This window comes from Staphylococcus sp. HMSC62D11, from assembly GCF_001839145.1.
Taxonomy (GTDB): Bacteria; Bacillota; Bacilli; order Staphylococcales; family Staphylococcaceae; genus Staphylococcus; species Staphylococcus lugdunensis.
Genome location: NZ_KV840195.1, coordinates 18,852 through 45,034 on the forward strand (window position 1 = coordinate 18,852; position 26,183 = coordinate 45,034).

The 26,183-nt window shown below is 35.0% G+C and carries 25 protein-coding genes and 1 riboswitch; of the genes, 13 read left to right on the top strand and 12 right to left on the bottom strand.

Annotated elements, in window-relative coordinates:
• Window positions 1–9 precede the first annotated feature (9 nt).
• A complete protein-coding gene (locus HMPREF3267_RS07730; protein WP_037546010.1) occupies window positions 10–1,212 on the bottom strand; it encodes an LCP family protein in 1,203 nt (400 codons plus the stop codon).
• Window positions 1,213–1,557: 345 nt separating this feature from the next.
• Between HMPREF3267_RS07730 and HMPREF3267_RS07735 the strand changes: the two genes are divergently transcribed.
• Window positions 1,558–2,772, top strand: a complete 1,215-nt coding sequence (locus tag HMPREF3267_RS07735; RefSeq protein ID WP_002459463.1) for a serine hydrolase domain-containing protein — start codon at window positions 1,558–1,560, stop codon at window positions 2,770–2,772.
• A 361-nt stretch (window positions 2,773–3,133) separates the two neighbouring features.
• Here the strand turns inward: HMPREF3267_RS07735 and rihC are convergent, their stop codons facing one another.
• The 6 genes from rihC to HMPREF3267_RS07765 all read right to left on the bottom strand — a co-directional run bounded on the left by rihC (window position 3,134) and on the right by HMPREF3267_RS07765 (window position 8,772).
• Window positions 3,134–4,042: a ribonucleoside hydrolase RihC gene (rihC, locus tag HMPREF3267_RS07740; RefSeq protein WP_062077471.1), complete on the bottom strand. Its 909-nt coding sequence runs from the start codon at window positions 4,040–4,042 to the stop codon at window positions 3,134–3,136.
• Window positions 4,043–4,170: 128 nt separating this feature from the next.
• Entirely contained in the window at window positions 4,171–4,461 is a 291-nt protein-coding gene (gene qoxD, locus HMPREF3267_RS07745; protein WP_002459461.1) for a cytochrome aa3 quinol oxidase subunit IV, read from the bottom strand.
• A complete protein-coding gene (gene qoxC / locus HMPREF3267_RS07750; protein ID WP_002459460.1) occupies window positions 4,458–5,063 on the bottom strand; it encodes a cytochrome aa3 quinol oxidase subunit III in 606 nt (201 codons plus the stop codon). The genes qoxD and qoxC overlap by 4 nt, the downstream gene beginning before the upstream one ends.
• A complete protein-coding gene (gene qoxB / locus HMPREF3267_RS07755) occupies window positions 5,053–7,041 on the bottom strand; it encodes a cytochrome aa3 quinol oxidase subunit I (protein ID WP_002459459.1) in 1,989 nt (662 codons plus the stop codon). Before qoxB ends, qoxC begins: the two co-directional genes overlap by 11 nt.
• On the bottom strand, window positions 7,041–8,153 hold the full coding sequence (gene qoxA / locus HMPREF3267_RS07760; RefSeq protein ID WP_002478386.1) for a cytochrome aa3 quinol oxidase subunit II: 1,113 nt from the start codon (window positions 8,151–8,153) through the stop codon (window positions 7,041–7,043). The genes qoxB and qoxA overlap by 1 nt, the downstream gene beginning before the upstream one ends.
• Window positions 8,154–8,454: 301 nt before the next feature.
• Window positions 8,455–8,772, bottom strand: a complete 318-nt coding sequence (locus tag HMPREF3267_RS07765; protein ID WP_002459457.1) for a DUF5011 domain-containing protein — start codon at window positions 8,770–8,772, stop codon at window positions 8,455–8,457.
• A 258-nt stretch (window positions 8,773–9,030) separates the two neighbouring features.
• Between HMPREF3267_RS07765 and HMPREF3267_RS07770 the strand changes: the two genes are divergently transcribed.
• Window positions 9,031–10,176 (top strand): globin domain-containing protein, encoded by a 1,146-nt coding sequence (locus tag HMPREF3267_RS07770; protein WP_002478385.1) that lies wholly within the window; start codon window positions 9,031–9,033, stop codon window positions 10,174–10,176.
• Here HMPREF3267_RS07770 and HMPREF3267_RS12760 read toward each other — a convergent pair.
• Together HMPREF3267_RS12760 and folD are read right to left on the bottom strand one after the other, a co-directional pair.
• A complete protein-coding gene (locus HMPREF3267_RS12760; RefSeq protein ID WP_225306461.1) occupies window positions 10,159–10,380 on the bottom strand; it encodes a hypothetical protein in 222 nt (73 codons plus the stop codon). The two genes, HMPREF3267_RS07770 and HMPREF3267_RS12760, sit on opposite strands and share 18 nt — an antisense overlap.
• Window positions 10,381–10,461: 81 nt before the next feature.
• Window positions 10,462–11,319 (bottom strand): bifunctional methylenetetrahydrofolate dehydrogenase/methenyltetrahydrofolate cyclohydrolase FolD, encoded by an 858-nt coding sequence (folD, locus tag HMPREF3267_RS07780; protein ID WP_002459455.1) that lies wholly within the window; start codon window positions 11,317–11,319, stop codon window positions 10,462–10,464.
• A gap of 210 nt (window positions 11,320–11,529) precedes the next feature.
• On the opposite strand from folD, the gene purE reads away from it, so the two are divergent.
• Genes purE through purD form a run of 11 tightly spaced genes read left to right on the top strand, consistent with a single transcriptional unit; the run spans window position 11,530 to window position 22,763 of the window.
• Window positions 11,530–12,012 (top strand): 5-(carboxyamino)imidazole ribonucleotide mutase, encoded by a 483-nt coding sequence (purE, locus tag HMPREF3267_RS07785; RefSeq protein ID WP_002478383.1) that lies wholly within the window; start codon window positions 11,530–11,532, stop codon window positions 12,010–12,012.
• Window positions 11,999–13,126, top strand: coding sequence for a 5-(carboxyamino)imidazole ribonucleotide synthase (gene purK / locus HMPREF3267_RS07790; RefSeq protein ID WP_002478382.1), 1,128 nt, complete (start codon window positions 11,999–12,001; stop codon window positions 13,124–13,126). Before purE ends, purK begins: the two co-directional genes overlap by 14 nt.
• The gene (purC, locus tag HMPREF3267_RS07795) at window positions 13,127–13,831 is read left to right on the top strand and encodes a phosphoribosylaminoimidazolesuccinocarboxamide synthase (protein ID WP_002478381.1); all 705 of its coding nucleotides are present in this window, start codon (window positions 13,127–13,129) and stop codon (window positions 13,829–13,831) included.
• On the top strand, window positions 13,831–14,091 hold the full coding sequence (gene purS, locus HMPREF3267_RS07800; RefSeq protein ID WP_002459451.1) for a phosphoribosylformylglycinamidine synthase subunit PurS: 261 nt from the start codon (window positions 13,831–13,833) through the stop codon (window positions 14,089–14,091). The genes purC and purS overlap by 1 nt, the downstream gene beginning before the upstream one ends.
• Window position 14,092: 1 nt before the next feature.
• Complete coding sequence (gene purQ / locus HMPREF3267_RS07805) at window positions 14,093–14,764, top strand: phosphoribosylformylglycinamidine synthase I (RefSeq protein ID WP_002478380.1); 672 nt, start codon at window positions 14,093–14,095, stop codon at window positions 14,762–14,764.
• Window positions 14,757–16,946, top strand: coding sequence for a phosphoribosylformylglycinamidine synthase subunit PurL (gene purL / locus HMPREF3267_RS07810; RefSeq protein ID WP_062077473.1), 2,190 nt, complete (start codon window positions 14,757–14,759; stop codon window positions 16,944–16,946). Before purQ ends, purL begins: the two co-directional genes overlap by 8 nt.
• Window positions 16,925–18,409: an amidophosphoribosyltransferase gene (purF, locus tag HMPREF3267_RS07815; protein WP_002459448.1), complete on the top strand. Its 1,485-nt coding sequence runs from the start codon at window positions 16,925–16,927 to the stop codon at window positions 18,407–18,409. The genes purL and purF overlap by 22 nt, the downstream gene beginning before the upstream one ends.
• The gene (gene purM / locus HMPREF3267_RS07820) at window positions 18,402–19,433 is read left to right on the top strand and encodes a phosphoribosylformylglycinamidine cyclo-ligase (RefSeq protein ID WP_062077475.1); all 1,032 of its coding nucleotides are present in this window, start codon (window positions 18,402–18,404) and stop codon (window positions 19,431–19,433) included. Before purF ends, purM begins: the two co-directional genes overlap by 8 nt.
• Window positions 19,433–19,999, top strand: a complete 567-nt coding sequence (gene purN / locus HMPREF3267_RS07825; RefSeq protein WP_002478377.1) for a phosphoribosylglycinamide formyltransferase — start codon at window positions 19,433–19,435, stop codon at window positions 19,997–19,999. Before purM ends, purN begins: the two co-directional genes overlap by 1 nt.
• A gap of 15 nt (window positions 20,000–20,014) precedes the next feature.
• The gene (purH, locus tag HMPREF3267_RS07830) at window positions 20,015–21,493 is read left to right on the top strand and encodes a bifunctional phosphoribosylaminoimidazolecarboxamide formyltransferase/IMP cyclohydrolase (RefSeq protein WP_062077477.1); all 1,479 of its coding nucleotides are present in this window, start codon (window positions 20,015–20,017) and stop codon (window positions 21,491–21,493) included.
• 22 nt (window positions 21,494–21,515) lie between these two features.
• The gene (gene purD / locus HMPREF3267_RS07835) at window positions 21,516–22,763 is read left to right on the top strand and encodes a phosphoribosylamine--glycine ligase (RefSeq protein WP_012990886.1); all 1,248 of its coding nucleotides are present in this window, start codon (window positions 21,516–21,518) and stop codon (window positions 22,761–22,763) included.
• 313 nt (window positions 22,764–23,076) lie between these two features.
• Here the strand turns inward: purD and HMPREF3267_RS07840 are convergent, their stop codons facing one another.
• Genes HMPREF3267_RS07840 through HMPREF3267_RS07850 form a run of 3 tightly spaced genes read right to left on the bottom strand, consistent with a single transcriptional unit; the run spans window position 23,077 to window position 25,870 of the window.
• Window positions 23,077–23,886 carry an energy-coupling factor transporter transmembrane component T family protein gene (locus HMPREF3267_RS07840; RefSeq protein WP_002459443.1) on the bottom strand — a complete coding sequence of 270 codons (810 nt, stop codon included), beginning with the start codon at window positions 23,884–23,886 and terminating at the stop codon, window positions 23,077–23,079.
• Window positions 23,879–25,282, bottom strand: coding sequence for an ABC transporter ATP-binding protein (locus HMPREF3267_RS07845; protein ID WP_002459442.1), 1,404 nt, complete (start codon window positions 25,280–25,282; stop codon window positions 23,879–23,881). Before HMPREF3267_RS07845 ends, HMPREF3267_RS07840 begins: the two co-directional genes overlap by 8 nt.
• Before the next feature lie 12 nt (window positions 25,283–25,294).
• Window positions 25,295–25,870 carry an ECF transporter S component gene (locus tag HMPREF3267_RS07850; protein WP_002459441.1) on the bottom strand — a complete coding sequence of 192 codons (576 nt, stop codon included), beginning with the start codon at window positions 25,868–25,870 and terminating at the stop codon, window positions 25,295–25,297.
• A gap of 79 nt (window positions 25,871–25,949) precedes the next feature.
• Window positions 25,950–26,049: riboswitch (TPP riboswitch) on the bottom strand.
• Between the last annotated feature and the right edge of the window lie 134 nt (window positions 26,050–26,183).

The following is a 26,183-nucleotide window of genomic DNA, read 5'->3' on the forward strand; positions in this document are numbered from 1 at the left end:
CTCTCCATATTAATACGTTTGTGCTGAATTAGTTTGACTTTGATTATTCACATCATTGTTGTATTGAGTGTTACCAGTATTTTCATTTTGTTGATTGTTAGTTTGATTAGCTGAATTATCTTGGTTCGATGACTCCTTATCATCATTTGAAGCTGTGCTGTCTTTTTGATTTTTACGCAATAAGCTTTCTTCTAATTCGGTTAATGGAACGAGAGAACCATAGTGTTTGATTACGCGTTCGTCTAAGAAATCATCTTTATCTGTAATTTTAGATAGACCTAAGTCAGAACGCAAAATATTTGAATATTTTTGAATGCTTTTCACACTAGGATTGTAATAATAAATTCCATTTAGATAGTCATCGCTACCTTTAAGTTGCGAAGTTTTAAAATCAACATCATCAGAAAGGTATCGTGATGCTAAAGCCTCAATTTGTTTTGTAGTTAAATTATGTTTGGCATTTTTGCCAGCAATCTCTATGAGGTTGTCTAATTTATCGTAAGAATCCATTTCTTTGGCTTTTTTAAATAGTAATTTTATTAATTCCATTTGACGCTCACCACGTTTTAAGTCTGAATCATGATGACGTGTTCTGGCAACGGCTAGTGCTTGATCACCGTTTAATTTTTGATAACCTTTTTTAATTTTTATTTTACCTGAATCTTCTTTGTTCGGTTCACTTAAATTATAGGGTACATCATAATAGATTCCACCAAGTTCATCCACTGCTTGTACAAAGGCTTCCATATTTATGCGCACATAAAAATCTACTGGTACATTTAAAGTTGCTTCTACAGAATCCATTGCAGCTATAGGGCCACCATAAGCATGCGCGTGTGTGATTTTATCATAATAGCCTACTTTTGGTATGTAACTGATTGTATCACGTGGAATACTTAGCAATCTAATTTGTTCTTTCTTAGGGCTAAATGTTGATAGGATCATTGCATCAGTACGTGAATGTTCAGTTGACTGACCGTTTTTACGTCTACTGTCATTATCGTCTATACCTAAGAATAGAATTGAAACTGCATCTTTAGATGGGTCAACTTTTCCTTCACGTAAGTTAGATTGACGTTGTGCATCATTTTTACTATACGATGTTTGAAATGCACTTTCAGAACTTTTAAATAGTTGGTAAGCGAAAATTGCAGGCACAGCAATTAAAGCGAAAGTTAATAATATCATAAAGTATTTCAGGATTTTGTTCATATATTGTGCTCCTACGAATTAAAAATAGTGGATGACCACTTTAAATTGTCATTATAGCCCTCAATTTTATAACTTTATAGACTAAATTACAATACTTATCTTAACAAAGTTTTTACAAAGTTAAAACAATATTTCCGATGAAAACTAAATAGTCAACCGTATAACAAAACTGTTATATCAGACATCCTACGACCTTAGTAGGATGAATTTTTAGTAGAATGGCATAAGATAAACTTAGTGCAATCGCTGAATAAATAACTTATAATATAAAAAAGTTAACTAACGAATTGCAACTAAATGTATTACACGATGTGTAAACAAGAAATTTTGTGAGGACCAAAGCGCATGAATATAAATAAAAAGTTAATAGGCATTATTGTTATACCATTTGTATTGCTAGGAATTTTAGTATTTTCATTTCATCAAATGTGGAATGATGACACGGGCAATAAATCTCAAATAAAGATATCAACGAATAAAGAAGATAGTGCCGACTCGAATGAGGATTACATAGCAAAAAGAAATAAAAGTGTAAAAGATGTTGCCAATTTAAAGACAATAGAAGCTAAAGGCAAGCAATATCAAGAAATAAATAAATATCTTAAAAAGCAAAAATTTAATGGAACAATTGCGGTTTTTAAAGATGGTAAATTAGTTATGAACAAAGGCTATGGTTATCAAGATTTTGAACATAAGATCAAAAGTTCACCTAATACAATGTATTTGATAGGTTCAGCTCAAAAATTCACCACTGGTTTAATGCTTAAACAACTTGAACTTGAGCATAAAATTAATATTAATGCACCAGTGTCTAAATATTTACCTTGGTTTAAAACATCAAAAAAGATAACGTTAAAAGATTTAGAACTACATAAAAGTGGATTATATAAATTCCAAGCATCTCCGTCTTATGAAACTTTGGATGATGCTGTGCATGCTATACAAGAAAAAGGTATGGACCCTAATGGCTATCATAAACATTTATATAATGACGGCAATTATCTTGTGTTAGCTAAAGTTATAGAAGAGGTAACACACAAACCATACGCGCAAAATTATTATGAACGCTTAGGTAAACCATTAAAACTTAATAACTCAGCATTTTTCAATGAAAAGCCATTTCAACAACATATGGCGATAGGTTACTATTACAAAAATAATAATTTAATAAGTGCCAAGCCGAATACACTACAAGAATATTATGGTGCTGGTAATTTATTCATGACGACTAAAGATATGGGTGTTTTACTAGAAAAATTAATTAATAATAAAATTTTTGATCAATCAGTAACTAATCCGTTCATTCATGAATTTGGTACCAAACGCTATCCAACTAATTATCGCTATGGCTTTTATACGTTCCCTAAATATAATAGAGTCAGTGGTATGTTTAATGGTCAAAATTTTACTGGTTTTTCTAATGGCAAATATACAGTGGTTTTAGGGACAAACAAGATACTCTCCAATACTACTAATAACGAATATAAAATTACGCATATATTCCAAAATATCTTAAAACAAAACTATGATATTAATGTATATGGTAAAAAGTTCTATTAAAAATAACCAGGCTGGGACATCAATCTCAAAGTAATAGCACAAAGATGATTTGACATTAAAAATCGTCTTTGTGCTTCTTTTATATTCAATACTGCGCGTTTATATATGAATTTACACTAAAATGATTTTAAAAAAGTAAAATATTTCACATCATTTAATAAACGTCTCTAAATGAAATGAATAAGAGGACTTATGTATAAAAACAATAACCTGCCTCTATATAAGTTACCAATAGAAACTTCAATCTTAATGGCCTACAAATGATATCTCTGACCACATTAATGACATTATGAAAAGCATATAGGGCTTTGCCGTTGTCATTTTAAATCGTTACATGAATGTCTCAGACTGATTGTTATGCTTATTTACAATATGCTAATGAAGACAAGAAACTTTCTAAATACTGATTAGATTGTGATGATGTTACGACCGTACAATTCGGATTGTTAGACTTAATATCAACTACTGTAGCACCCTTTGTATATTTACCATTGAGCTCAATTTGTAGTCTTGCTGATACAGTAAGATATTGATTGGGATTTAAAAGATATAGAATTGTAAAGACATCATAGACATTTAAACCGTGTTCAATGTTTTCAGTGCGATAATGCTGAAATAAATGATAGAGCATTGTTCCAGTTTGATTTATTTGTTTTAGCTGTTTAACTACTGAATGGGGCAAGGGAGATTGTCTTGCTAAATCCAATCCGACCATCGTTAACGGGACACCAGAGTTTACTACAATATTGGCTGCTTCTGGGTCACAATACATATTAAATTCAACTAGGGGAGTTACATTTCCTCGACCTAGACTACCACCCATAAAAATAATTTCCTTAATATAGTGTGCGGTTTCTGGGTAGGTTGCTAATAATAAAGCGATATTTGTTAGTGGTCCTAAAGCAATAATGATCACGGGTTCTATACTTTCTATAAGTACATCTTTTATAGCTTCTACAGCTTTAGTAGAAGCTAAATCAGCAGTGGTTATTGGAGGGAAATCATACCCTGCCATACCTGATTCACCATGGACTTCTCGTGCGTCATATAAATCATTAATTAATGGATGAGCAGCACCACGATGTACGGGTACGTTACTATTAAAAAAGGATTTTAATTTAAGCGCATTACGTGTTGTATTCTCAATGTCGACATTACCATTCACGGTTGAAATCATTTTTACGTCTATGTAGGGATGATTTAAAGCAATACTAATTGCTGCTGCATCATCAATACCAGGGTCCGTATCAATAATAATAGGGAAAGTCATTATTATCTTCTCCTTATGTCATTTTTAGTCTTAGTTTACCTTAAAAAATAAATGCAAACAAAAAACCAGCTATCAAAGATTTTACTTTGATAGCTGGTTTTCACTTACATTCATAAGTTAGTAGCGCATTATAAGTGGTGTGAGTGTCCACCTTGCATTACCCAGTACGTACCGATAACAGTAACAAGGGTGATGATAATGGCAAAAATAACTTTGAATGATTGAACTTGTCCATCTTTACCTTCAGTTAAATGCATAAACATTAATAATTGAAGGGCAGCTTGGATAAATGCAAATCCAAAGATGATTGTAACTTTAGCATGGAAAGTCAATGTTGTGTATAGAGTTACAAACACTGCTAAAAGCGTTAATACGATAGAAGCAATAAATCCGATTGTATGTTTTACGATTGTATTCATCCGCTATACACCATCCCTATCATATATACGGCAGTGAAGATGAAGATCCAAACAACATCTAAGAAGTGCCAGTATAAACTTACAATGAATAACTTAGGAGCATTGTATTTATTCAATCCACGAGTTGCTACTTGGATTAATAAGCAAATGATCCAAACAATACCTAACGAAACGTGGGCACCATGAGTACCTAAGAGGATGAAGAAACTTGACCAGAACGAACCGATTGTTGGATTTACACCTTCGCTAGCATAGTGCGCGAATTCGTATATTTCAAATCCAACGAATACAAGGCCTAATGCAAGTGTAATAATCATCCATAACATCATTAAGTTTTGCTTTTCTTTACGCATATAGTAAATTGCAATACCACATGTGTAAGAACTTAATAACAAGGCAAATGTCATAATCAATACGAGTTTTAACTCGAATAAATCAGTTGTCAATTTACCTGCATAATCGCCACCATGTTGTAACGTTAATAACGTTGCAAATAGTGTACCAAATAAGGCAAATTCGGCTGTAAGGAAAATCCAAAAGCCAAGTTTATTTAGTTCACCTTCATGCGTACGTGCATCAATAGTTTTTACATCATGACTCATGACTTACAGCCTCCCTTTCTTTAATTCGTGCTTCTCTTAAGCGAGCTTCATTTTCAGCAACTTCAGAAGCTGGAATATGATATCCGTGATCTTGAACGAAACTTTGATAAATCATCGTACCAAATACACCTACTAAACAGATTAGGGCAGGGATGATTGTTTCGAAGATTAAGAAGAAACCACCGATAGTCATGAAAATACACATCCAGAAACCAGTGTGTGTATTGTTAGGCATGTGAATGTCTTTGTAATTATGGTTGTCTAAGTAGTGACGACCATGTTCTTTCATATCAACAAATGTATCATAGTCATTCCAGTCTGGAGTGATTGCAAAGTTGTATTTAGGTGGAATAGCTGAAGCAGTAGACCACTCTAATGTACGACCAAGACCATCCCAGTTATCACCAGTTGCTTCACGAGGTGCTTTAATATGGCTATAAACGATGCTAACAACAAGGAATAAGAAACCTACTGTCATTAATAGGGCACCGATTGTTGAGATGAAGTTTAGTAAAAACCAGCCATCTGAAGGCATATACGTGTATAAACGACGTGGCATACCATCTAGTCCAAGAATGAATTGTGGTAAGAAACAAACGTTAAATCCAATCATGAACAACCAGAAACACCATTTGTTTAATGTTTCATTTAATTTGTAACCCATCATCTTAGGATACCAGAATATTAAACCAGCTAAGCAGGCAAATACTACACCAGTAACCAATGTATAGTGGAAGTGAGCTACTAAGAAATAAGTGTTGTGATATTGATAGTCAGCTGATGCCATCGCTAACATTACACCAGTAACCCCACCTAATAGGAAGTTAGGAATAAATGCTAATGAGAATAACATCGGTGACTCGAAAGTAATTCGACCTTTGTATAGTGTTAATAACCAGTTAAATAGTTTTACACCGGTTGGTACACCAATTAGCATTGTTGAGATTGAGAAGAATGAGTTGATTAATGCACCATTACCCATTGTGAAGAAATGGTGAACCCAAACTAAGAAACTCAAGAATGCGATACCAGCAGTTGCCCAAACCATACTTTGATGTCCGAATAAACGTTTACGAGCAAATGTTGGGATAATTTCAGAGTAAATACCAAATGCAGGTAAAATAACGATATATACTTCAGGGTGCCCCCATACCCAGAAGAAGTTTGCCCATAACATAGGCATACCGCCGTCTGCAACGGTAAAGAAGTGTGTTCCAAAGATTCTATCAGCTGTCATTAACGCTAATACAACAGTGAATACTGGGAATGCCAAAATGATAATTAATGTTGTAACAAATGCTGTCACTGAGAACATTGGCATTTGCATAAATTTCATTGTTGGCGTCTTCGCTCTAAGAATTGTAACGAAGAAGTTGATACCGGTCATCAGTGTACCAATACCCGATAGCTGAATCGCAATCAAATAGTAGTTTACACCTGGACCAGGACTGAATTCGCCAGCTAATGGTGCATAGTTTGTCCAACCAGCAGCTGGTGAACCACCAATAATAAATGATAAGTTGAATAAAATCATACCAGCAAAGAATAACCAGAAACTAATGTTATTCATAACTGGGAAGGCTACATCACGCGCACCAATTTGTAATGGAATAACAACATTCCATAAACCGAACACAAATGGCATAGCCATAAAGATAATCATGATAACACCGTGTGTACTAAAAATTTCATTATAGTGGTTTGATTCTAAGAACTTGTTGTCTGGTACAGTTAATTGCGTACGAATTAACAGTGCATCAATACCACCACGAACGAACATTAATACTGCACAGATTAAATACATTAAGCCGATTTTTTTATGGTCTACGGATGTGAACCATTCAGTGTATAGATATTTCCATAATTTGAAATAAGTAATTACCGCAATAACAGCGATGACTAAGAATGGTGCACCAATTTGTGCAGCTGTAATCATCCAGTTACCTTTAACTAGTAATTGATCCCATGGAAAATTCATTAATGTCCACCTCCATGATCATCATCGTGCTTAGACGCATTTTCGTCTTTAGCAGATTTTGAGATTTTTTCCATTTCCTTATGATTGTGTTTTTCTTCATCCTTAAATTTACCTTCATAAGGATCATCGTTGCCAAGAATCATAGGTTTCATTCCATGACGTGCATAGTTAGCATTTGTAACTTTAACTTTACGTGCAGGCTTGATTGGTTTATCAGTTACATCTTTGTAAAGATCTTTTTCATCTGTGAAGTTAGGATCTTTTAGCTCGAAATTAAAACGCTTATAAGCATAGAAGATGTATTCTGGATCAGCTGCAGGGTCAACAAATGCCATATGTGTACCATTGAATGTGAGTTCTTTATTAGAAGTACTTGGTAAGAGTTGTTTATCAAAGGTATCTTGATCTAACGTTTTCTTACTGTGTGCTTCTTTAACCCATGAATCAAAATCTTTTTCACTTACAGAGTGAACTTTAAATGTTTGACGTGAGAAACCTTCACCATTGAAGTTAGAGTTACGTCCTCTGAAAGTACCTAATTGATCGGCTGTTAAAGTCCAATCCATAGTCATGCCAGTCATGGCATATTTTTGACCACCCAATTGTGGAATCCAGAAACTTGTCATGGTATCCATCGCTTGAAGCTTGAATGTTACCGGACGGTCTTTAGGAATAGTTAATGTATTCACCGTTTCGACCTTCTGATCTGGATAAGCAAAGAACCATTTATATCCAGCACTTACTGCGTAGATTGTAATAGGATCTTTGTCCTTTTGAGGTGGTTTTTCGTAATCGTATAAAGTTTTAACTGTTGGAATAGCTAAAGCAGTTACGATTAAGATTGGTACCACAAACCAAATAGTTTCAATTAAACCATTGTGGTGCATCTTACCAGATTCGTCATTTTTATTATAACTGTACTTAAAGATAAAAACGGCGAACATCGTAAGTACAACAGCAACAATAACAAGCATGAAGACGATTGAGTAGATAATCAAGAACTTCTGACTACTTGCTACTGGCCCTTTTGCATTAAAAACTTCTAAATTGGAACAACCACTAAGCAATACCAGTGTCCCAAACATTAGAAGCAAAGACTTAAATTTTGACACTTTTTTGACCTCCTAATACTACAAATGTAGGGCTTATCATTAATTTTAGTTTATTACGCAATATTTACAAGTACCTATAAGAAAAAAATTAAAATTATATGTAGGGAAAGACTAATAATGTGAGTTGTGGCGGGAAGTCCGAGATTTGTTAAAATTATGTGTCCATTCTGTGAAACCTAATATTTTAGCGGGAAGAATAGCAGATCAAGGGAATAGTTGAGAACGGTTATCATTTGTAGGGGTTAAGCGGTTTCCAGAATATTAAAAAAGACAGAGTTAAAACGCTCTGTCTATGTATCTATTATTTAACTTCGATATATCGGGTTGAAGTTTCAAGTGCGCCATCCGAATCAACGACTTCATATTTAACTTTATATTTTCCTGCTTTTGTTGTGTCAACATGGCCGTCAACTTGAATTTTATGTGTTAAATCTCCATCCTCTTTATCATACGCGCGTATACCTTTCAAAGGATGGTATTGTTGTCCTTTTTCAATAACTATATCATTTACTCCCTTTAATTCGGGTGCGTGGTTAGTAGTTGCTTCTGCACTTAAATTTGGGGTAACAAGGGTAGCGGAGACACCAAGCGCTGAAAGTGACTGTATTAGTTTATTCATATTTTGTTTACCTCCGAGTCATTAAGTCGTCTATCTATTTATCTTCACTATACACGTTTAGTTTTTATAATTCATCGTACTATAGTCCTAATATACAATAAATAAAATTTAAATTAAATAAACATCTAGAAAAATATTTATTAAGGTTTTGTAAAATGACTAATTTGTGAATTATTTTGCATAATAGTGAATTAGGTCCAATCTAAGGTTTAGAATAAAAAGTGGAAATAAGTTTGTATCATTAAGGGAGTTGAAGTTATGTTAACTGAGAAAGAAATGGATATTGTTCAACAAACAGTACCCGTATTGCAAGAAAAAGGAACAGAAATTACATCAAACTTTTATAACAGAATGTTTAAGCAACATCCAGAGTTAAAAAATATGTTTAACCAAACCAATCAACAAAAAGGATTTCAATCCACAGCGTTAGCACAAAGTGTATTAGCAGCAGCTATTAATATAGAACATTTAGAACGGATTATGCCAGTGGTAAAAGAAATTGCTTATAAACATTGTGCTTTACAAGTACCACCAGCAGGATATGATATTGTAGGAGAAAACTTAATTGCTGCTATTAAAGATGTTGTCGGACTTGATGATAGTAGTCCAATCATACAAACATGGAAAAATGCTTATCGAGAAATAGCACAAGTATTTATTGATGTAGAGCAAGAGATATACAGTCATATGTTATGGGAAGGCTTTCAACCATTTAAAATTGTTAAAATTGAAGAATTATCTTCCGATATTAAAGCATTTACTGTTGAATCATCGCAATATGATTTAAGTCGCTTTGAACCTGGTGAATATATTACGGTCGATGTCTCAAGTGATAAAATGCCTTACCGAGCTAAACGTCATTATTCAATTGTAGCTGGAACACCACAGCATTTAACCTTTGCAGTTAAAAGAGATGTTTCTACCCACCATGAAGGTGAAGTGTCTACTATTTTGCATGATGAACTGCATGAAGGGGACGATATTAATCTCTCCGCGCCGGTGGGACCATTTAAAGTAGATAATAACAGAGACAAACATTTGTTTTTAGGTGCAGGTATTGGTGTAACACCGCTCGTTCCAATGTTTAAACAAGTAATCGATAATGATAAACAATCACATTTTATTCAAGTAACTGCAGATACTGATGATACGCCATTTGTTAATATATTATCTCAGTATAGTGATAATGCTACAGATGCAAGCTATGAATTATATGATCGCTCAGTGCAAGGATATTTAAAACAAGCTGATTTAGTACAACATATTGATGAACAAACTGCAGTATATGTTTGTGGAGGTACTAAATTTTTACAATCAATGATTAGTATGTTAAGAGAAATGGGTGTAAATGAAAGTCAGATTCATTTTGAAACATTTGTGCCTAAATTAAGTGTTGAAGTATAATATTGGATAAAAACGATCTAGAAAACGCCTTGCTAAGATATAAATATGACGTATTTTGGCGAGACTCTTGAGGGAACAGGACAAGCTGAAGACAGGGGCCCCAACAAAGAGAAATGCGAAAAGCATTTCTCTTTGTTGGGGTGGCTGAAGCTGTCCCCTAAGAAAGCGAGCCAACAATACGAAGTATTGAATAAAAAGAAACACTCAGATGAGTTGAATTCAATTCATCTGAGTGCTATTTTTCTGAGATTTATGTCCCAGCCTTTTCTATAATTTGAGTACTAATTATTGAATGCCACGACGAAGTTTTTCGGCTAATAATGTATTATTTAATACCATTGTAATTGTTAATGGGCCTACGCCTCCAGGAACAGGTGTTATCGCTCCTGCAACTTCTTTTACAGCTTCATAGTCGACATCTCCCTTAAGTTTACCGTTTTCATCAGGAGTATTACCGACATCAACAATGACAGCACCTTCTTTAACATCTTCTTTTGTGACGAGTCCTGGCTTTCCGACTGCACTGACAATGACATCTGCTTCTTTAAGGTGTGCATGCATATCTTTAGTACGAGAATGTAGAATAGTTACTGTTGCGTTCGCTTGTAATAATAGCTTAGATACCGGTTGTCCTACAATATGGCTGCGGCCAATCACTACAGCATTTTTGCCTTCTAAATCTATATCGGCATGTTTTAAGATTTCCATAATGCCCAGTGGTGTACAAGGTACAAAAGTTTGCTCATCAATATATAGTTTGCCTATATTTGACGGGTGGAAACCATCAACATCTTTATCAGGATTGATTGCTTCTAATATTTTTTGTTCGCTTACTTGTTTTGGAAGCGGCACTTGGACAAGAATGCCACTGACTGAATCATCATTATTTAAACGGTCAAGTTCTTTTAATACATCTTCTTCAGACGTATCTTCAGCTAAATGTACGATTTCAGAAATCATACCAATTTTTTCGGCAGCTTTCTTTTTTGAATTAACATAACTTTGGCTTGCACCGTCATTACCTACTAAAATCACAGATAGTTTTGGAGTATAACCTTGCTCTTTTAATTGCTCAACTTGATCTTTCAAGCCTTGTCTGTAATCTTTAGCAATTTGTTTCCCATCTAAAATTTTTGCAACCACAAAAAATTCCTCCTTGTTTACTCAAACATAGTTATAGCTTAACTTTAAACGATTAATCACGCCGTTTTTGCGCCAAAAGACGTAAATTAATTGTAAAAATCGAATTAAAGTTCGATTTTTGATTGAAAAAGACTTCAATGATTGTTATGCTATATCTGTAATATACAACTAATCGTCTCTATATTTCAAACTTTTGAAAGGGTGTACAAATTGAAAGTAGCAGTCATTATGGGTAGTTCTTCAGATTGGAAGATTATGCAAGAAAGTTGTGCGATGTTAGAAGAATTTGGTATTCCGTTTGATAAGAAAGTTGTTTCGGCACATCGTACACCAAAATTAATGTACGATTTCGCAAACCAAGCGCGCGCTAATGATTACGATATCATTATTGCGGGAGCTGGTGGTGCAGCGCATTTACCGGGTATGGTAGCATCAATGACAACCTTACCGGTGATTGGTGTGCCAATCGAATCAAAAAGCTTAAAAGGACTAGATTCGCTATTGTCAATTGTTCAAATGCCAGGAGGTATTCCTGTTGCTACAACAGCTATAGGGAAATCTGGTGCTAAAAATGCGGGTATTTTAGCTGCGAGAATTCTAAGTATCAGTCACAAGTCAGTACTTGAAAAGTTAGAAAATTATGAAAAAACACTCGTTAAGAAAGTAGGGGACATGCAGCATGAGCTTCAATAAGTTAAAGTTTGGCGACACTATAGGCATTATTGGTGGTGGACAGTTAGGAAAAATGATGACCCAATCTGCTCAAAAAATGGGTTTTAAAGTTATTTGTTTAGATCCAAATACAGATTGCCCATGCCATCATATTGCTAATGAGTTTATCACTGCTGCCTATGATGATACACAAGCTTTACAAGAACTTGGTGAAAAATCAGATGTCATTACGTATGAATTTGAAAATATCTCAGCACAACAATTAAAGACGTTATCTGAACAATTTAATATTCCTCAAGGTTACCAAGCAATAGAATTACTTCAAGATCGACTAACCGAAAAACAAACATTAGAGCGAGCCGGGGCTCATATTGTTCCATTTTTATCAATAAACAATATAGATGATTTATACAATGCCATAGAAGAGTTAGGCTATCCTTTTATCATCAAAACACGATTTGGTGGTTACGACGGGAAAGGACAAATTTTAGTTAAAGATCATACGGCGATAGAAGAAGCCAAACAGCTTATTGCGCAACAAGAATGTGTAGCTGAGCAATACCTCGACATTGAACGCGAAGTATCATTAACTGTCACAATCGGTAATCAAAAACAAACGACGTATTTCCCATTACAAGAAAATGAACATCGCAATCAAATATTATTTAAAACAATTGTTCCAGCACGCAGTGACAAAGAACAACTAGCAAGAATAGAAGTAAACAAAATCATCGATACTGTACATTTTGTTGGCACGTTTACAGTGGAATTCTTTATCGATAAACAAAATCAATTATATGTTAATGAAATTGCACCAAGGCCACATAATTCAGGTCACTATTCTATTGAAGCATGTGATTATTCTCAATTCGATACGCATATTCTTGCGATAACTGGTCAGACATTACCTCAGACTATAGAACTGCTAAAGCCTGCCGTTATGATGAATTTACTTGGTCGAGATTTAGATTTATTAGAAGACGATTTTGGTCAACATCCAGAATGGCATGTTCATATTTATGGCAAAGCTGAACGTAAACCAGATCGCAAGATGGGTCACATGACGATACTAACAGATGATGTAAATGCCACTGAAGCTACCATGCTTAAACAATTCGAAGGGAGAGAGTTATAAATGGCATTATTATATGAAGGTAAAGCAAAAAGAGTATTTTCTACTGAAGTAGAAAATCAATTGCGTGTTGAGTATAAAGATGAAGTAACGGCTGGCAATGGTGCGAAAAAAGATACCATGAAAGGCAAAGGTCGCTTAAACAATCAAATTACATCTATTATATTTGATTATTTAAGCCATAAAGGTATAGAGAGTCATTTTATTAAACAATTATCTGAGACAGAACAATTAGTTAAAGAAGTAAAGATTATTCCATTAGAAGTTGTTGTTCGTAACGTTGCAGCGGGCTCCATCACGAAACGCTTAGGTTTAGATAAAGGATATCAATTTAACGAACCACTAGTTGAATTTTTTTATAAAAATGATGACTTAAATGATCCGCTAATTACTGATGACCATGTCAAACTATTAAACATTGCCAACGATGAAGAAATACAAACATTAAAACAAATGGCTAAGGATATCAATCATGTACTGATACAACTTATGGATGAAATGGATTTACAGCTTGTGGATTTCAAAATAGAATTTGGAAAAACACAAGATGGAAAAATTTTATTAGCAGATGAAATTTCACCAGACACTTGTCGTATATGGGACAAGGATTCAGGTACGAATTTTGACAAAGATGTATACAGAAATGAAACAGGCTCACTGATTGACACATATCAAACATTTTTAAATAAATTGGAGGAAGTTAAATAATGAAAACGATTGAACTTCATATTACTTTACAACCACAAGTATTAGATACTCAAGGGCAAGCATTAAATCGTGCTGTACATGACTTAGGTTATACGCAAGTCAATGATATCCGCGTCGGCAAAGTATTATATATGTCTGTTGATGAAGCTACGGATGAAGCAGTTGATAACATCATTACAACGCTTAGTGAAAAGTTATTTGCCAATACAGTCATTGAAGAATACAGCTATAAAATCGTTGATGAAAAGGAGAATGCATGATATGAAATTTGCAGTTCTCGTATTCCCTGGTTCTAATTGTGATAGAGATATGTATAACGCGGCGATTAAAACAGGTGCTGAAGCTGAATATGTAGATTATCGTGAGACATCACTTGAAGGTTTTGATGGTGTACTTATACCAGGAGGATTTTCATTTGGAGATTATTTGCGCTCAGGCGCCATGGCTAGCGTAGCCCCAGTAATTGATGAAGTTAAACGTTTAGCAAGTGAAGGTAAACCAGTATTAGGTGTATGCAATGGTTTTCAAATTTTAACTGAAATTGGCTTATTACCAGGAGCTTTACTTCATAACGATTCCCATTTATTTATTAGTAGAAATGAAACCTTAAAAATTGTTAATAATCAAACGCCTTTTACTAACTTATATGAAAACAATGATCTCGTAGTATATCCAGTAGCACATGGTGAAGGGCACTATTATTGCACTGATGACATATATGAAGAATTAGTAACCAATAACCAAATCATATTAACGTATCAAGACAATCCTAATGGCTCATATAAAGATATTGCTGGCATCGTGAATAAAGAAGGGAATGTGTGTGGTATGATGCCTCATCCAGAACGTGCACTTGAAACAATTCTTGGTACTGATAGTGGCGTAAAATTATTCGAAGCAATGGTTAATAGTTGGAGGGAACAACATGTCTAAGTTTATTGAACCTAGTATTGAAGAAATTAAAGTTGAAAAATTATATCAAGATATGGGTTTAAGTGATGCTGAGTACACTAAAGTTTGTGATGTTCTAGGTAGAGAACCAAACTTTACTGAAGTAGGTATATTTTCTGTTATGTGGAGTGAACATTGTTCATATAAACATTCTAAACCATTTTTAAAACAATTTCCCACTACAGGTGAGCGTATATTGATGGGACCAGGTGAAGGTGCTGGTGTAGTTGATATTGGTGATAACCAAGCGGTCGTTTTTAAAGTTGAATCACATAATCACCCTTCAGCAATTGAACCATATCAAGGTGCAGCAACTGGCGTAGGTGGGATTATTCGTGACATTGTGTCAATAGGTGCACGACCTATTAATTTATTAAACAGTTTGCGTTTTGGTGAATTATCAGTGAAACAAAATCAACGACTACTAAAAGGGGTCGTTCGCGGTATAGGTGGCTATGGTAACTGTATCGGTATTCCTACTACTGCAGGTGAAATTGAATTTGATGATCGTTATGATGGCAATCCATTAGTTAATGCGATGTGTGTAGGTATTATTGACCATGATATGATTCAAAAAGGGACGGCTAAAGGCGAAGGAAATTCAGTTATATATGTTGGTTTGAAAACAGGTCGTGATGGTATTCATGGTGCAACGTTTGCGTCTGAAGAATTGACGGAAGAAAGTGAAAGTAAACGTCCTTCAGTTCAAATTGGCGACCCTTTTGTAGGTAAGAAATTAATGGAAGCTACCCTAGAAGCAATTACATACAAAGAGCTCGTAGGTATTCAAGATATGGGAGCAGCCGGATTAACATCGTCATCGTCTGAAATGGCAGCTAAAGGTGGCAGTGGCTTAATATTAAATTTAGACCAAGTGCCGACTAGAGAACCTGGCATATCTCCTTATGAAATGATGCTTTCTGAAACACAAGAAAGAATGTTACTTGTTGTTGAAAAGGGTACGGAACAAAAATTCTTAGATTTATTTGATAAACATGAATTAGATAGTGCTGTTATTGGTGAAGTAACAAATACAGACCGTTTTATACTTAAATATGAGGATGAAGTATTTGCAGATATTCCAGTGCAATCACTAGCTGATGAAGCACCTGTTTATGTGCTTGAAGGCGAAGAAAAGGCATATAATACTTCTAAAAATGATTATAATTCTATCAATGTTCAAGAGGTATTTGACCAGTTACTCACACATCCAACAATTGCATCAAAACATTATTTATATGAACAATATGATCAACAAGTGGGTGCCAATACAATCATTAAACCAGGTTTACAGTCTTCAGTTGTTCGTGTTGAAGGTACCCAAAAAGCGATTGCTTCTACCATTGATGGCGAAGCACGTTATGTCTTTAATCAACCATATGAAGGTGGAAAAATGGTAGTGGCAGAAGCCTATCGCAATTTAATTGCTGTTGGTGCCACGCCACTTGCAATGACAGATTGCTTAAATTATGGTTCTCCTGAGAAAAAAGAAATCTATCAACAATTAATAGATTCAACAAAAGGGATGTCAGAAGCATGTGAAATTTTAAAAACACCAGTAGTATCTGGTAATGTTTCGCTTTATAACGAAACACGTGGTACATCTATTTTTCCAACACCAGTTGTTGGTATGGTAGGGCTAATTGAAAATATCGAATATTTAAATGATTTCCATCCTCAAGCAGGACATAAATTGTACTTAGTTGGAGATACTAGGGATGATTTCGGTGGCAGTCAAATTGAAAAATTGTTATACGGCAAAGTGAATCATGAATTTGAAGCGATTGATTTAAGCGATGAAGTGACAAAGGGTGAAGCCGTTAAAAAGGCAATTAGAAATGGTGTGGCTTCACACGTACAGACTGTTGGCAAAGGTGGATTGTTAATTACTCTCGCTAGAATCAGTGCGCATTATAGTCTTGGATTAAAAGCTAAAGTAAATCTTTCAGATGCACAGTTATTCAGTGAAACGCAAGGACGTTATGTGATTGCTGTTAAAGTAGGACAAGAATTAAATATTGAGCATGCAATTGAAATAGGTCAACTTACAGATACGGATGAATTTAATGTTGCAGCTGCTCATACATCAATTTCTAAGAGAGCTTCTGATATAAAAGCACAATGGGAAGGAGCTATTGCGCAATGTTTAACTACAGTGGATTAAACGAAGAGTGTGGCGTATTTGGAATTTGGAACCATGCAGAGGCAGCTCAATTGACATATATGGGATTGCATAGTTTACAACATCGCGGTCAAGAAGGCGCTGGAATTGTTGTCACAGATGGTAACACATTAAAAGGTGAACGTGGTGTAGGGCTGTTAACTGAAGCAATCAAAGAAGTGCAAATGGAACAATTAAAAACAGGTCGTAACGCTATAGGTCATGTACGTTATGCAACATCAGGCAATAAAGGTATCGAGAATATTCAACCATTTCTCTATCATTTTTATGATATGAGCGTTGCAGTATGTCATAACGGAAATTTGATCAACGCACAATCATTACGACAATACTTAGAAAAGCATGGGGCAATATTTCATTCGTCTTCAGATACTGAAGTGATTATGCATTTAATTCGTAGAAGTAAAGCACCAACATTTGAAGAAGCACTAAAAGAAAGTCTACGCCAAATTAAAGGTGGTTTTACCTTTACGATTTTGACGAAGGATGCTTTATATGGTGCAGTTGATCCTAATGCCATTAGACCATTAGCGGTCGGTAAAATGCAAGATGGAACTTATATATTAGCAAGTGAAACATGCGCTATTGATGTTTTAGGTGGAGAATTTATCCAAGATGTTCACGCAGGAGAATATGTCGTTATCAATGACGAAGGTATAAAAATAAAATCATATACAAAACACACAAGTACTGCGATTTCAGCAATGGAATATATTTATTTTGCGCGTCCAGACTCTACAATAGCTGGTAAGAATGTGCATGCAGTTCGTAAAGCTTCTGGAAAGAAATTAGCTCAAGAAAATCCTGTAGAAGCAGATATGGTTATTGGTGTACCTAATTCATCATTATCAGCAGCTAGTGGCTATGCTGAAGAAAGCCAGCTGCCTTATGAAATGGGATTAGTTAAAAATCAATATGTCGCTAGAACGTTCATCCAACCAACTCAAGAATTGAGAGAACAAGGGGTACGTGTCAAACTATCAGCTGTCAAAGACATTGTAGAAGGTAAAAAAATTATTTTAGTCGATGACTCAATTGTACGTGGCACAACTATTAAACGTATAGTCAAAATGCTCAAAGATTCCGGTGCTAAAGAAGTACATGTAAGGATCGCATCACCAGAATTTATGTTTCCAAGCTTTTATGGTATTGATGTTTCAACTACTGCTGAGTTGATTTCAGCGAGTAAATCACCTGAAGAAATTTGTGACCATATAGGTGCCGACTCATTAGCCTATTTAAGCGTTGATGGTTTAATAGAAGCTATTGGCTTAGACTATGATGCGCCATATAGTGGTCTATGTTTAGAAAGTTTTACAGGTGATTATCCAGCTGGTTTGTATGATTATGAAGAAAATTATTTTAAGCACTTGAGCCCACGACAAAAAGCATATATCGAGAATCACCAACACTATTATGATCGAGAGGGAAATAAAAATGTCTAAAGCTTATGAACAATCTGGAGTAGATATAGAAGCAGGATATGAAGCAGTAGAAAGAATGTCAGCACATGTAAAGCGAACACTACGAAAAGAAGTCTTAGGTGGCTTAGGTGGTTTTGGTGCGACATTTGACTTATCACAATTGCAGATGACAGCGCCTATGCTTGTGTCAGGTACAGACGGTGTAGGAACAAAGTTAAAGTTAGCTATCGATCATGACAGACATGACACCATTGGAATTGATGCCGTAGCCATGTGTGTGAATGACATTCTTACAACTGGAGCAGAACCATTATATTTTTTAGATTATATTGCGGCAAATAAAGTTGTTCCAGAAGTTATTGAGCAGATTGTAAAAGGAGTCAGCGAAGGATGTCAACAAACAAATACCGCACTGATTGGTGGTGAAACCGCGGAGATGGGAGAAATGTATCATGAAGGTGAGTATGACTTAGCTGGCTTTGCTGTCGGTGCTGTTGAAAAAGCAGAATACATTGATGGCTCAAATATAAAAGCAGGTCATGCAATTATTGGTTTAGCTTCTAGTGGGATACATTCAAATGGTTATAGCTTAGTACGTAAATTAATTAAACAGACTGACATTGATTTATACAATGACTTCAATGGTCAAACATATTTAGATACATTCTTAACACCTACGCGACTCTATGTGAAACCGATACTTGATTTAAAAGATAAAGTAACAATCATGGGGATGAATCATATCACTGGTGGTGGATTTTATGAAAATATTCCTAGAGTGTTACCTGATGGTTTAGCTGCGCAAATTGATGTGAATACATTCCCAACACCTCCTATTTTTGACTGGTTACAACAACAAGGACAAATTTCTACGGATGAAATGTATAACATTTTTAATATGGGAATAGGGTATACGGTCATCGTTAGTCAAGATGACATTGCTAAAGCACTAGATGTCCTAAAAAAACACGATGTCCCTGCTTACCACATAGGCAATGTTATAGAAGATGCACATGTGCCTATTTATCTCAAGGGGGTAGAATAGTGACTAAGGTAGCTATTTTTGCCTCTGGGTCGGGCAGTAATTTCGAAAATATTGTTTTAAAAGTGGATAAAGGAGAACTCAACAATATAGAAATTACTTCACTTTATACTGATCATCTCGATGCGTATTGTATTGAACGCGCAAAACAGTTAAAGGTAGCAGTTAATATCAACGAACCAAAAGATTTTGACTCAAAATCTGCCTATGAACACCATTTGATTCGTTTACTAGAGCGTGAAGAAGTGGAATGGATTATTCTCGCAGGTTATATGAGGCTAATTGGTCCTGATTTGTTAGATGCATACGAAGGTAAGATTTTAAATATTCATCCATCATTATTGCCAAAATATAAGGGGAAAGATGCTATTGGTCAGGCTTTTAATAGTGGTGATAATGTTACAGGATCAACAGTTCATTATGTTGATAGTGGCATGGATACGGGAGAAATTATTGAACAAAGACAATGCGAGATCAAACCGGATGATACCAAAGAAAATTTGGAAGAACGAGTCAAACAATTAGAATATGAACTTTATCCTAGTGTTATAGCTAAGGTTATTAAATAAGGAGTTAAGTTAATCATGAAAAAAGCAATTTTAAGTGTTTCAAATAAAAGTGGCATTGTGGAATTTGCTAAAGCATTAAGTGATTTAGACTATGAATTATATTCAACCGGTGGAACTAAACGTGTACTAGAAGAAGCAAACGTTCAAGTTAACTCAGTTTCTGATTTAACTCAATTTCCTGAAATTATGGATGGACGAGTTAAAACATTACATCCTGCTGTGCATGGAGGTATCTTGGCCGATCGGGATAAACCTGAACATCTTGAACAATTAGCAGCTCAGCACATTGATTTAATCGATATGGTTGTTGTTAATTTATATCCTTTTCAAAATACCGTAGCTCGTCCAGATGTTACAGAAAAGGAAGCGATTGAAAACATAGATATTGGTGGGCCAACCATGTTACGCGCCGCAGCAAAAAACTTTAAACATGTAACAACGATTGTTCATCCATCAGATTACAATGAAGTTATTGAGCGTATTAAAGCGCATCGTTTAGACGAAAATTTTCGTAAAGCATTAATGATAAAAGTGTTTGCTCATACAAATGAATATGATCATGCGATTGTTAGTTTCTTTAAAGGAGCCAGTGAACAATTAAGATATGGTGAAAATCCTCAACAATCTGCACGTTTTGTACGTACATCAAGTAGTAAACATACCATTGCTGGTGCGAAACAGTTACATGGTAAAGCATTAAGTTTCAATAATATTAAAGATGCAGATTCTGCTTTATCATTAGTAAAGAAATTTAAAGAGCCAGCTGCTGTTGCTGTTAAACATATGAACCCATGTGGCGTAGGAATTGGTGAAAATATAGAAATCGCATTTAAAAATGCTTACGATGCAGATAATCAATCCATTTTCGGAGGGATTATTGCTTTAAATAGAACGGTCACTGCAGAATTAGCTGAGACATTGCATGCTATCTTTTTAGAAGTAGTCATTGCGCCAAGATTTACAGATGAAGCCTTAGATATTTTGACAAAAAAGAAAAATATACGGTTATTAGAAATTGCTATGACAATTGATAAACGTGAAGAAGAATTTGTCTCTGTTTCAGGTGGTTACTTAGTGCAAGACAAAGATAATGATGAAATTACAAAAGAGGATATGAAAGTTGTAACGCATGCAGTACCTACTGATGATCAATGGGATGCCATGCTGCTAGGTTGGAAAGTCATTCCTTCCGTAAAAAGTAACGCGGTCATCTTAAGTAATTCCAAACAAACAGTTGGTATTGGTGCTGGACAAATGAATCGTGTAGGTGCTGCAAAGATTGCTTTAGAACGTGCAATTGAAATCAATGATAATGTGGTGATGGTATCAGATGGGTTCTTTCCAATGGATGATACAGTAGAATTAGCAGCGCAACATGGCATTAAAGCAATAATACAACCAGGTGGTTCAATTAAAGACCAAGATTCTATCGACATGGCAAACAAATATGGTATAGCGATGGTAATGACAGGAACTCGTCATTTCAGACATTAAACTAATAGGAAGGGAGAAATATATGAACATTCTAGTTATTGGTTCGGGCGGAAGAGAGCATGCATTAGTCTCAAAGCTCAATACGTCACCACTTGTCAATCATATAGATGTGATACCTGGAAATGATGCGATGAGTCAAATTGCTGATATTCATAAAGATATTGCAGAAAGTGACCACCAGCAAATTTTAAAATTTGCTCAAGCACATCAAATTGAATGGATCATTATAGGTCCTGAACAACCATTGATAGATGGCTTGTCAGATTTACTAAGACAACATGGATTTAAGGTGTTTGGTCCCAATCAGGATGCTGCACAAATTGAAGGTTCAAAATTATTTGCTAAGCAATTAATGGAGAAATATCATATACCAACAGCAGAATATAAAGAAGTAAATAGTAAAAGTGAAGCATTAACTTACGTAAAAGATTGTGAGTTACCGATAGTCATTAAAAAAGACGGTTTAGCAGCAGGTAAAGGTGTCATTATTGCGGAAACTAGAAAAGATGCTATTGCAGCAGTAGAAGAACTGTATCCCAAAGCGCAAGGTAAAGTTATCTTTGAAGCGTTTTTAGAAGGTGAAGAATTTTCATTAATGACCTTTATTAATGGTGATTATGCTGTACCGTTTGATTGCATTGCGCAAGATCATAAGCGTGCTTATGATAATGATAAAGGACCTAATACAGGGGGTATGGGTGCCTATTGCCCAGTACCACATATTTCTGAAGAGGTACTAAGTCAAACCAACAAAGATATTGCGCAACCTATAGCCAAAGCAATGAAACTGGAAGGCTATCATTACTTTGGTTTACTCTATATTGGTGCAATACTAACTTCTGAAGGTCCAAAAGTGATTGAATTTAATGCGCGTTTTGGTGATCCTGAAGCACAAGTATTACTTGCACATTTAGAAAGTGATTTAATGGCGCAAATTATCGCTTTAGCAAATAAGGAACCGATTCATTTTCAATGGAAACCAGGTTTCGTTGTTGGAGTAATGTTGGCTTCACAAGGTTATCCTGGTACTTATGTTAAAGGGCACAAAGTTTCTGGATTTACTTTAGATAATTCTTATTTTGTAAGTGGTTTAACAAAGGACGAAGCGGATTTCGTAACATCAGGCGGACGTGTCATTTTAGCCATTGGTGAAGGTCAGACAATACAGCAGGCACAACATGAAGCATACCAAAAGGTCAAGCACATAAAAAGTGACAATCTATTTTACCGACGTGATATCGGTAATAAAGCAATTGCTAAAGAAAATTAATGATTAATAATGTGAATTCAGTTTGGGACATCATTATGTTTTAGGCTATGAACTATATATTTTGTCAAGAGTTGACTGAAAATACGCTGATACCAAGCTTGTTTCAATCCTAGTCAACCTTGCCGAGGCAGGACTAGAATTCATAATGAATGCTGTTCCGCTCCCTCATAAAATAAACAGTTTGAGACAACACTCTAGGAATGCGAAATCGTATAATATGGTGTTTTGAATATAAAGAAGCACAAAGATGATTTATGTCAAACCATCTTTGTGCTATTATTTTGGGATTTGTGTCCCAGCGCTCAAACAATATTTAGCTAAGCTTCCCGGATACGCGAGCATCTTGAATGCCTGTAATAGGGAAGTGTGCTGATAAATAAAATGATAATAGGATAATACCTACAAAACAAAGCACTAATAAGACATCCTTATAGGAAAATGGCGCATTGTAGTAATATGTTCTGGGACCATCTTTAAATCCTTTCGTTTCCATAGCTACTGAAAGTTGATGGGCACGACGGATGTTTTGACTGAGTATCGGAATTAATAAATGCTTAAAGCGTTTTAAACCTTTATAGTTCGACTTATCTATCATTTGATAACGCATCTTTAACGAACGGCGTAATTGAATAAGTGATGAGATAATCAGAGGTACCATACGAATAGCTGCCATAAACGCATAAGCGATTTTCGGTTTTATTTTTAAATGTTGCATTAAACTGTAAAAAATCATGACGATTTGAGAGGTTAGTGCAATAAGAATACCAAACATTGAAACTGTAATAGTACGCAATGAAATATGAAGTCCTCTGACAATACTTTCTGTACTTATTTGAATAATTCCTAGTTTAAAAATAAAATGTTCGCCATTGCCATATAAAATCATAAATAATGATGACGTGAGTGCAAATAAGATTGTAGCAAATAAGAAAGCAAGTGTAATTTTTAACTCAGTACCATTAAAAAGCATTAAAAAGATGAACATTAATGCTGAAATATAAAGCATGTAATCAAAATTGTGAATAAAAATAACAAAGAAAAACAGGGTAATACCTAAAAGTAATTTAGTGATAATATTCACATCATCCATGAAGGTATAGCGTTTTTTCCATCGTTCAAACATGTGTAACACCTGCCATTTCAAGAAGTTGTCCATTTTCCACATGTAAACGACGTGTAGGATAACGTTTGATGATTTCTGGGTCATGTGTAACCATAACGATTGTTTGCCCACGCTTCACGCGTTGCTGGAAGCGTTCAATAAGTTGGAAAGTATTATGACTATCCAATCCAAATGTCGGCTCATCTAGTAAAATGATATCCGCTTTAGAACTTAATGCAGTTGCTACACTTAAACGTCGTTTTTGGCCCATGGAAAGTTCGAAAGGGTGTTGCTGTTTGACGGCGTCTAAATGTAACAATGTAAGTAGTTCATTTGTTCTATCATCTGCAACTTGTGGATCTTGGTGATTATAATGAATATGTATCTCATCATAAACAGAATTGGTAATAAATTGTAATTCAGGATTTTGGTATACCAAATACATATGTTGGGCTGCTTGTTTAATCTTACTAATGACTGTGCCATTATAATACATTTGGCCTTTATACTTTATTAATTGAAGAATCGATTCTATTAATGAGGTTTTACCTGTGCCGTTTTTCCCAGTTATCGTTATCCATTCGCCTGTACCAATAGATATTTCAGGGATTTGAATTAATGTTTTCTTTCCTCGGATAATTTCTCCATTTTTGTAATTAAAGCGTGGCTCAGATTTTTCTGTTGATATCAGTTGTCGAGTTGGTGCATGTTCCCAGGCTTTTGGATGCCACACGCCAAATTCAGTTAATAAATCCTCACAATGTGTTAATACATAGTCCGGAGTGTTATCTGCAATAATATGTCCCTCATAATCCATAAGTATTACTCTATCGACATGATTCCAAATATGTTCAACTTTATGTTCGACAATAAGTACAGTTTGATCTGCCCATAGTTCAATAAGTTTATTCCATAGTTCTGCAGTTGCTTCGACATCGAGCATCGCAGTTGGTTCGTCTAAAAATAGTGTACTTGCATCTTGAAGGATTGTTTCTACGATCGCAAGCTTTTGTTTCATACCACCACTTAAGTGATTGACAAATGTTTGATCTGTTACTTTCAAGTCTACAGAGTTCAAAGCAGCTTCAATTTGAGCATTCATCTCATGTTGCGGTACTTGCTTATTTTCTAAAACAAACGCTAGTTCTTCATAAACTTTAGGCATACAAAATTGTGTATCAGGGTCTTGAAAAATCACACCACTATGAGGGTCGATTTCAAGCTCATCATATTTCATTGGCAAATCAATCAAATTGGGTACGATACCACTTAATACATTAAGCAAGGTGCTTTTACCAGATCCAGATGGACCTAGTAAAAGCACTTTTTCTTTGTCTTTAATTTCAATATTAAGATGATCAAAAATTTTGCGTTCTCCGTTTGGATATTTCAAACGTAAATTTGTAACTTTTAACACGTCAATGTCCCCTTATAGGTTGTCATAATCTTGTTTAGATGCTGGGCGGAATAATTTTGTAACACCGGTTTGATCCAGCGCTTTGACGACGATGTAAGATAATAAACCAGCAAGGATGATACCACTAATGGCGCGGAAAACGATAAATAGAAGTAAGTTCCAACCAGCAACTTCATTTAAATAGCCATAAAAGTAATCAACTGGGAATGAAATAAGTGCAGTAAGTAACCCGGCTAACATAGCTACTACAGCGCTACGAGATTGATATTTAAAGATAGCAAAAATAATTTCACATGCAACACCTTGCAGTATGGCATAAATAATAGTAGGAATATCAAATTTACCCATAACAATTGTTTCCCCAGCACCAGCTGCAAATTCAGCGATGATTGCAATTCCTGGTTTAGGTATGATTAAGTATGCCACGATTGCGGCCATAAACCATACACCATAAGTCAGTTGTTCAAGGTGTAAACCAGCAACTTTTGCAAATTCATATGGAAACCACCACAAGTTATAAATGATGGCAAAAATAACAGCGATTAACACTGTAACTAGTATTTCAGATAATTTTAAACCTTTTGACATAAAAATTGCCTCCTAAAAAACGCACAACCTTCACGTAGAAAGATGTGCGTTAAAAAATAAATGCTTAAACGATAAGCATTGCAATTTATCGTCACTTTCCTACGCTAGTACAAGCTAGATCAGGTTCGAAGGGTTTGAAGCAAGGCTTCATCTCAGTTTAAACACCCCTAGTGCGTTTATGTAATTTAATTTAAATGTATGCTTTTTGGTACTTGATGTCAAGGCAATTTCAATAAATTATAATAAAAGTGGTTAAGAAATAAAAAAGCATCTTACATACACTTTCACATCTATCATTAATGATTAACAATGA